Annotated in this window: 7 protein-coding genes; 6 read left to right on the forward strand and 1 reads right to left on the reverse strand. The window is 44.2% G+C overall.

The window, feature by feature from the left end; genetic code table 11:
* Nucleotides 1-11 precede the first annotated feature (11 nt).
* The 6 genes from AC075J_RS18215 to AC075J_RS18240 all read left to right on the forward strand — a co-directional run bounded on the left by AC075J_RS18215 (nt 12) and on the right by AC075J_RS18240 (nt 6,985).
* A complete protein-coding gene (locus AC075J_RS18215) occupies nt 12-566 on the forward strand; it encodes a helix-turn-helix domain-containing protein (RefSeq protein ID WP_026649022.1) in 555 nt (184 codons plus the stop codon).
* A 550-nt stretch (nt 567-1,116) separates the two neighbouring features.
* Nucleotides 1,117-2,334: an aspartate aminotransferase family protein gene (locus AC075J_RS18220; protein ID WP_008706795.1), complete on the forward strand. Its 1,218-nt coding sequence runs from the start codon at nt 1,117-1,119 to the stop codon at nt 2,332-2,334.
* 110 nt (nt 2,335-2,444) lie between these two features.
* On the forward strand, nt 2,445-3,065 hold the full coding sequence (locus AC075J_RS18225; protein ID WP_020993570.1) for a cytidylate kinase-like family protein: 621 nt from the start codon (nt 2,445-2,447) through the stop codon (nt 3,063-3,065).
* Between the two features lie 3 nt (nt 3,066-3,068).
* A complete protein-coding gene (locus AC075J_RS18230) occupies nt 3,069-4,589 on the forward strand; it encodes an APC family permease (protein WP_008706793.1) in 1,521 nt (506 codons plus the stop codon).
* Nucleotides 4,590-4,874: 285 nt separating this feature from the next.
* Nucleotides 4,875-6,059: an iron-containing alcohol dehydrogenase gene (locus AC075J_RS18235; protein WP_347049112.1), complete on the forward strand. Its 1,185-nt coding sequence runs from the start codon at nt 4,875-4,877 to the stop codon at nt 6,057-6,059.
* Between the two features lie 269 nt (nt 6,060-6,328).
* Nucleotides 6,329-6,985: a ribonuclease H1 domain-containing protein gene (locus AC075J_RS18240; protein WP_022380084.1), complete on the forward strand. Its 657-nt coding sequence runs from the start codon at nt 6,329-6,331 to the stop codon at nt 6,983-6,985.
* 189 nt (nt 6,986-7,174) lie between these two features.
* Here AC075J_RS18240 and AC075J_RS18245 read toward each other — a convergent pair whose 3' ends face one another.
* Nucleotides 7,175-8,218 carry a PTS sugar transporter subunit IIC gene (locus AC075J_RS18245; RefSeq protein ID WP_476390595.1) on the reverse strand — a complete coding sequence of 348 codons (1,044 nt, stop codon included), beginning with the start codon at nt 8,216-8,218 and terminating at the stop codon, nt 7,175-7,177.
* Nucleotides 8,219-8,220: the final 2 nt, after the last annotated feature.

Raw genomic sequence — 8,220 nt, forward strand, 5'->3', positions numbered from 1 at the left:
AACGGGGACATATGGATTATTTATCGAATAATGTGGCGGTGAATCTGAAGAGGATTCGGAAATCCAAGAGTATGAGTCTGGATCAGGTGTCTGAGCAGACGGGGGTGAGTAAGAGTATGCTGGCTCAGATTGAGAGAGGGACTGCCAATCCTTCTCTGGGTGTGCTGGGGAAGATTACAAGTGGTCTGAGGATAGAGTTTCAGGAGCTGATACAGCCGCCGAGAGTGGACTGTTGTCTGGTGACACCGGCAGAACTGGTTCCTACCAAGGAGATAGCAGGACAGTACAGGGTATGGACCTGTCTGCCTTATGAGGATACCCGTCTGGTGGAGGTGTACCGGATCGAGGTGGAACCGGGTGGTGTTTATATCAGTGGCAGCCATGGGGAGAAGACAAGAGAATATCTGGCTGTTATGGAGGGTGTGCTTACTCTGGAATGTCATGGTGAGAAGTATGAAATCCACAGAGATCAGGTGTTTAAGTTTGAAACGGATCAGGAGCATGTCTATCGGAACACAGGGAAGGAGAAAGCTTGCTGTACCTGTTTTTTTCTGGATTATCATTGATGCAGTTGTATCAGGAATTTTGTTGCTGAAGCGGTCTGCCGCAGGCGGAGAATCCTGTTTGCAGGATTCTCCCTTGTATGATTGGTGGATTACCATAGTGTAGAACTGAGTAGTGAAGCAGGTGATTTTATCCGAAGTATGAGTGTAAAATGTACAATATAATGCACAAAATAATGAAAAAGATACACCAGAAAATGAATATCTGAAAAGAAAGGATGTATGTAATGGTTTGTCAGTCTGCCATTTCATGAAGAGGCTGTGTTGTTATGAATTGTTGAGAAACCTTTATTATCGCACGAATATGCAGGAAATATTGGATATACAATAAGGAGAACACAGAGCTTTCGTTACTGTTCACTCCGTTCTCAGTAACGATCTTTCTGTAAAAAATGTAAATGTTCAAAAAAACATGTTGACAAATCATAAGGGCAGTGATATTGTAAGGATGTACAAAATAATACACAGAAAAAGTTAAGCAAAGGCGCTTACCCATACGGGTCAGTTTGTCTTTGCTTTTTTTATTATCTTAAGGATGCAGGAGGGCACAGCTATGAAATTAAAAGACACAGGATTAACTTTTCAGGACATTAAGGACAAAGTAAACAAGTACATGATCGAGACTTATGAGAGATTTGATTTCCTTGCAGAGACAGCAGAGGGCATGTACATTTATGATGAGAATAAAACCCCATATCTTGATTTTTATGCTGGTATTGCAGTAAACAGCGCAGGAAACTGTAACCCTAAGGTTGTAGCTGCTGCAAAGGATCAGTTAGATGATATTATGCATACATTCAACTATCCATATACAATCCCGCAGGCGCTGCTGGCTGAGAAGGTCTGTGAAACAATCGGAATGGACAAGATTTTCTATCAGAACTCTGGTACAGAGGCTAACGAGGCAATGATCAAAATGGCCCGTAAATATGGTATTGAAAAGTATGGTCCAAACCGTTATCATATCGTAACTGCAAAGATGGGATTCCATGGAAGAACCTTTGGTGCCATGTCTGCAACAGGTCAGCCGGGTAATGGATGCCAGGTTGGATTCGGACCTATGACTTATGGTTTCTCCTATGCACCGTACAATGACCTTCAGGCTTTCAAGGATGCATGTACAGAGAACACAATTGCCATTATGGTTGAGCCTGTACAGGGCGAGGGTGGCGTACATCCTGCAACAATGGAATTCATGCAGGGACTTCGTAAATTCTGTGATGAGAACGATATGCTTCTTCTGATTGATGAAGTACAGACAGGATGGTGCAGAACAGGTGCTGTTATGTCCTATATGAACTATGGTATCAAACCGGATATCGTATCAATGGCAAAGGCTCTGGGCGGTGGAATGCCAATCGGTGCCATCTGTGCAACAGCAGAGGTTGCAAAAGCTTTCACAGCAGGTTCCCATGGAACTACATTCGGCGGACATCCGGTAAGCTGTGCAGCTGCACTGGCTGAGGTGAATGAGCTTCTGGACAGAGATTTGGCTGGAAATGCAAAGAAGGTTGGCGATTACTTTGCAGCTAAGCTTGAGAAGCTTCCTCATGTAAAAGAAGTAAGACATCAGGGACTTCTGGTAGGTGTGGAATTTGATGATACTATCGGCGGAGTGGATGTAAAACATGGTTGTCTTGACAGACATCTTCTGATCACAGCTATCGGAGCGCATATCATCCGTATGATCCCACCGCTTATTGTTACAGAAGAAGAGTGCGACAAAGCTGTAGCAATCATCGAAGATACAATTAAATCTCTGGAAAAATAAAAATCCGGCAACGGTGTGATACAGTAAGGACAAGGGCGTCACGAATTATATTCGTGCGCCCTTTTATGATATCAGAATCTGATAAAAATTTGAGTGTGAGAGGGAAGAGCATGAAACATCTGGTAATTACGATTGGCTGCGAATATGGAGCCAAGGGCAATGCCATAGGTAAGAAGATTGCACAGGATCTGGGGATTAAGTTTTATGATCGTGATCTTGTGGATGAGATTATCAAAGAGGTAGGCATCCCTACAGACATTATGGACAGAGTAGAGGAAGGCGGAACCATCGCAGGTAAAGGTGCACAGGGAGATGTGAGAGGTTCCTTTTCCAAATATGCGGATCTGACAGACCGCGCCATTCATGTACAGAAGCAGATTATCCGGAAGCTGGCGCAGAAAGAAGCCTGCGTGATCATCGGACGGTCTGCAGATTATATTCTGAAAGATACAGAAGGAATCCAGCTAGTGAGAGCATTTATTTATGCACCTAATGATGTTCGCATTCATAACATTATGGAAAGCCATAATCTTTCGGAAAAGGATGCAAAGCTTCTGCTGGATGAGAAGGATAAACGTTATCATAAGAGACATCTGGCACTGACAGGAAGTAACCGCGGTGACAGACATAACAGGGATATTCTTATTAACAGTGATTTTCTGGGAATTCAGGGAACAGCAGAATATCTGGAAGACCTGATCGCAAAAAAATACGGAAAAAAGGAGGCCTGACCTATGGAACAGAAAACATCTGAATTTGACAAAGTACTTGGTGCATGGGACATACTTGTAATTGCATTTGGCGCCATGATCGGCTGGGGCTGGGTAGTTTCTTCCGGTAACTGGATTGAATCCGGTGGTGTGCTTGGTGCAGCTATTGCATTTGCAATCGGTGGAATCATGATCTTCTTTGTAGGCCTGACCTATGCAGAGCTTACAGCGGCCATGCCTCAGTGTGGTGGTGAGCATGTATTCAGCTACAGGGCAATGGGCTCCACAGGTTCTTTTATCTGTACCTGGGCGATTATTCTTGGATATGTAAGTGTTGCCTGCTTTGAGGCATGTGCATTTCCCACAATCATCACTTATCTGTGGCCGGGGTTCCTGAAAGGATATCTCTATACAGTTGCAGGCTTTGATGTTTATGCATCCTGGCTGATCGTGGCAATTGTGATTGCTTTTCTTATTATGATAATTAACATTAATGGAGCAAAAACTGCAGCAGTTCTGCAGACTGTTCTTACCTGTATTATCGGCGGTGCCGGAATTATTCTGATCGTGGCTTCTGTGGTTACAGGAAGTGTGGATAATCTTCAGGGACAGATGTTTGTTGGAAACGGTACTGGCGAAGCAATGAAAAGTATTATTAAGGTTGCAGTTATCACTCCGTTTTTCTTTATTGGTTTTGACGTTATCCCACAGGCAGCAGAGGAGATTAATGTTCCGCTGAAAAAAATCGGTAAAATGATGATCCTCTCTGTTGTGCTGGCTGTTGTATTTTACGCACTGGTTATTCTTGCAGTAGGTTATATCCTGAATCCGGCAGAGATTATTGAGTCTCAGCAGGGAACAGGACTTGTAACAGCAGATGCCATGGCCAAGGCTTTCGGGACAAAGATTATGGCCAAGGTTATCATTGTAGGTGGAATGTGTGGTATTATTACATCATGGAACTCCTTCCTCCTTGGCGGTTCCCGTGCCATGTACTCTATGGCAGAATCCTACATGATTCCTCCGTTTTTTGCAAAGCTTCATCCGAAGCACAAAACTCCGGTTAATTCTCTGTATCTGATCGGTGCCCTGACTATGCTGGCTCCTTTTGCAGGAAGAACAATGATGGTCTGGATCTGTGATGCAGGTAACTTCGGATGCTGCCTTGCATACTGTATGGTTTCTGTCTCTTTCCTGATCCTTCGTAAAAAGGAACCGGATATGGCAAGACCTTACAAAGTAGGCCACTACAAATTTGTAGGTTTTATGGCAGTAGTCATGTCAGGGCTGATGCTTCTGGTTTACTGTATTCCGGGTTCCGGTGGAAGTCTGGTATTTCAGGAATGGCTTATGGTAGGTAGCTGGAGTTTACTTGGAGTTGTATTTTATGCGATCTGTAAACGTAAATATAAAGAAGACTTTGGTAAACTTATTGAACTGATCTCTGATGAGGATGCAGCAAGTCTTATGCCGGAGGCTGATGATGAAGAGCTTGATGTGGTAATCGATGCGGCTATTGACAGGGTGCTTTCCTCTATGGCATAACGCTATAAATGACATGACAATTATTGCTAGTACATCGTTTTCGAAATAACTATACCACTCCCTTGTCTGCGAATCCGATTGCACAGGTCTAAAAGCCTCAGCGTAGCCCGCTACGCCTGCGTTTTTATACCAGCACACTCGAATCCGCATCCTACGCGATTGGTATAGTTATTTACGAAACGCTGTACTAGGAATTATTTTGGGTAACAGAGTTTTGAATTTGTGCAGGGTAGATGCCCTACACATTGCAATATTGAAAAAATACAGGAAAAGAGGCAGAAATTAATGAATCCATTTGAATTTTTTATTCCTCAGAATATTACAGTCGGTGCAGGTACTCTGGCGAAGCTTCCGGAATGTGCCAAAAAGCTTGGAGGTTCTCATGCAATGCTGATCTCAGGACCAACTCTCCGGAAAATGGGAGTTGTGGATAAGGTGGCGGATTATCTGAAAGACGCCGGAATGGCAGTGGATATTTTTACAGATGTAGAAGCCAATCCGTCTGTCACCACAGTGGAAAAAGCGACAGAAGCGTATAAGGAATCCGGTGCAGATTTTATCGTTGCGTTGGGCGGTGGTTCTCCTATGGATGTGGCAAAAGCAGTGGGAGTTACGGCTAAATATGGCGGCAGTATTACAGAATATGAGGGGGCACATAAGGTTCCCGGAAAAATTGTTCCGCTGATCGCAATCCCGACTACTGCGGGAACCGGCTCAGAGGTTACGGCATTTTCTGTTATCACTGACCACAGCAGAGATTATAAGCTGACAGTATTCAGTTATGAACTTCTTCCTGCATATGCAATCCTGGATCCTGAGCTTCTCACTTCTGCTCCGGCATCTGTGGCAGCAGCCTGCGGAATCGATGCATTTATTCATGCGGAGGAGGCTTATGTTTCCACAGCAGCATCTCCTTTTTCTGACGCAATGGCAGAGAAAGCAATGGAGCTGATCGGTGGAAATATCCGCCGTTTTGTGGCAAGACGTACAGATCTGGAGGCAGCAGAAGCAATGCTTACAGGTTCTCTTTTTGCAGGAATCGCCTTTTCCTTTGCAAGACTTGGAAATGTCCATGCCATGAGTCATCCGGTAAGTGCTTTCTTTAATGTGGCACATGGAGTGGCAAATGCAGTTCTTCTCCCTGTGATTGCAGAATATAATGCGCTGGCAGATCATGGCAGATATCTGAAGATTTATAATTATATCAGTCCGATTCCTGCATATGAGGATGAATTCGAACCACTGATGCTGGTGGATGCCATCAGGGAATTAAACGAAGATATCGGAATCCCGGAAGATCTGACCACAGCCATCCGCCAGGCAAAGAAGGGAGAAGAGATTTCTGATGAGGAGATTGAAAGCAAGATTGATGCCATGGCAGATGATGCTATGAAGAGCGGGAATATTGCAGTAAATCCAAGATCCTCCAGAAAGCAGGATATTGTGAAACTGTATTATAAAGCTTTATAAGATAAAGAATAATGCAGTATTTTATGTGATTGCTACAGGTAGGATATTGATTAAAAATATCTGTTCTTATAAAAAACGTGCAGAAACATCGAAGTCGACAGATAACTTCAGGCTTGAAGGTTTATCTCGATTTCAAAATGTATCTGCACGTTATTTTTTTGAGAAATTTCCATTGTATAACTTGCCTGATAGAAAGAAAGATTATATAGTATTAATCAAAATATAGTAAAGTAATGTGGGTCAAAATATTGATTGTTCAGGAGGATTTTATGGCAAAGAAGAAAATATATGCAGTACGCAAGGGACATAAAACAGGACTTTTTGCTACATGGGCGGAGTGCCAGAAGGCAGTAAGCGGATATTCAGGAGCTGAGTTTCGGGGATTTACAGAGAAAGAGGAAGCATTGGCTTTTCTGAACATGGAGACAACAGGAAATGTATCCGGTGATAAAGCAAAAGAGGCGGCAGGAATCGTGGAAGTACCTGAAAATATGGTCATTGCTTATGTAGATGGAAGTTTCGAGAAAAGTATTGGCAGATATGCATTCGGCTGTGTGATCCTTACACCGGATGGACAGGAAATCCGTAAATCCGGCAGCGGCAGTGATTCTGCAGGAGTCGCGATCCGAAATGTGGCAGGAGAGATGCTTGGTTCCATGACTGCAGTAAACTGGGCCATAGAAAACAAATATCCAGCTGTGGAAATCCGCTATGATTACGAAGGTGTAGAGAAGTGGGTAACAGGTGTGTGGAGAGCCAAAACACCTCTGACCAGCAAATACGCAGCCCATATGCAGGAAGCAGGAAAGAAAGTAAAGATTTCTTTTTGTAAAATAGCAGCTCATACGGGCAATCACTACAATGAAGAGGCAGATCAGCTGGCTAAGAGTGCATTGCTTAAAATGGATGAAGAAGTACGAATATAAAAATCTTATCACTGAAAGGCGATTTCCAAAGGGATGAAAAATTTATGTGGATGACAATTTGAGTGATCCTCAGGGAAATCAATATACGGAAGTGGAAAAATAAAAAGCAGCTGTGTTACCATTGAAACTGTTAGCTGAAATTTTTATCAAGTAACAGTTTCAATTGACAGGTAACGCTGCTGTTTTTGCTTATGAAAGTGTCATATCCCCGTCTTTCACCCATCCAAGCTTACGGATAAACATGTTGATGAGCGGACACAGGATTGCAGGCAGGATAAAGGAAATCAGCAAAAGCCCGGCCCAGTCCCAGCCTGTGACAGCTGTTTTTGTTCCTGCGGCAATATCATTCATCCATCCGGTGTAGACACCAATCTGTCCTACGAATCCGCAGGTACCCATACCGGAAGAAACAGGGGTTCCGTTCATCTGAAGCTTGAACAGACAGGTTGCAAGAGGTCCGGTGATGGCTGAAGTAAGAATCGGTGCAATCCAGATGCGTGGATTTTTTACGATATTTCCCATCTGGAGCATGGATGTTCCGATTCCCTGAGAAACAAGTCCGCCCCATTTGTTCTCACGGAAGGACATTACTGCGAAACCTACCATCTGTGCGCAGCATCCTGCTACAGCAGCTCCTCCGGCAAGTCCGGTAAGGCCAAGCGCAGCACAGATGGCGGCAGATGAGATAGGAAGTGTCAGTGCAATACCCACGAATACAGAAACAAGGATTCCCATCAGGAACGGCTGCAGGTTGGTTGCCCACATAATAATATTTCCTACTTTCATCGCTGCACTTCCAAGTGCCGGAGCCCACCACGCGGACAGGGCAACACCTACACCGATCGTGACAAGTGGAGTGACCAGAATATCAATTTTGGTTTCCTTAGATACTGCTTTTCCGATTTCGGAAGCGAAGATGGCAACAAATAATACAGCCAGTGGTCCGCCTGCACCGCCTAATGCGTTAGATGCAAAGCCAACAGTGATCAGTGAAAACAACACCAACGGTGGACAATGCAGCGCATAGCCGATGGCAACAGCCATGGCAGGACCGCTCATGGCAGATGCCAGAGAGCCTACGGTATACTGTGTGTCGTTTACAGTTGCCACAGCAGTGGTCAGAAATGAAATATGAAACTGTGTTCCAAGTGTGTTGATGATCGTGCCGATCAGCAGGGAGCAGAAAAGACCCTGCGCCATGGCACCAAGGGCATCGATTCCATAACGTTTTATGG

The organism is Blautia sp. ZXY-1-C6, assembly GCF_056339875.1.